The 440-nt window shown below is 57.0% G+C and carries 2 protein-coding genes; both read right to left on the bottom strand.

Going from position 1 to position 440, the window contains the following annotated elements; genetic code table 11:
* Positions 1-264: PRC-barrel domain-containing protein (locus EOA85_RS37000; protein WP_127212847.1), on the bottom strand; the 264-nt coding region annotated here is incomplete at its 3' end.
* Positions 237-440, bottom strand: a 204-nt coding sequence (locus EOA85_RS38470) for a hypothetical protein (RefSeq protein ID WP_206523521.1), incomplete at its 5' end; no start/stop codon positions are given. The genes EOA85_RS38470 and EOA85_RS37000, both read right to left, overlap by 28 nt.

Below are 440 nucleotides of genomic sequence, written 5' to 3'. Positions count from 1 at the left end.
GTCCTCCGTCCATGTGGTGACGGCGTGAACATCGCCGTCTTCGTCCCGCATAAACTCTAATTGGCTGGCAGGAACCGCTACTGACTTCGCGCCAATACCGAGGAAGCCGCCGACGTCGATAATGACTGTGGCGGTACTCCCGGTGCCGTCGACACGTGAGACCGATCCGATGTTCTCATCATCGGGGCCGTAGATCGTGGCATCCTCGAGGATATCGGGTGTGAGTTCCGCCTCAGTTAGGCGGACATGATTGGTGTGGTCCATTGCTTTGGGTCCTTGTGGGTTCGAATGGCCTTAATCCCCGACAAGGCCATCTGTTCCGAAGGAAGCCAGGTAGATGGCAAATGTGATCCCGCTGTTTCGCGACAGCCTGATCCCCGCTGGACAGAGCGCAGATTTTTGGAGCTGCCGCCCACCAACTGGAATTCATTGACCTGTGA

The organism is Mesorhizobium sp. M5C.F.Ca.IN.020.29.1.1 (genome assembly GCF_003997375.1).
GTDB lineage: Bacteria > Pseudomonadota > Alphaproteobacteria > Rhizobiales > Rhizobiaceae > Mesorhizobium > Mesorhizobium wenxiniae.
Note: the sequence above shows the minus strand (reverse complement) of the source record. Positions and strands in the feature narration are given on the sequence as shown.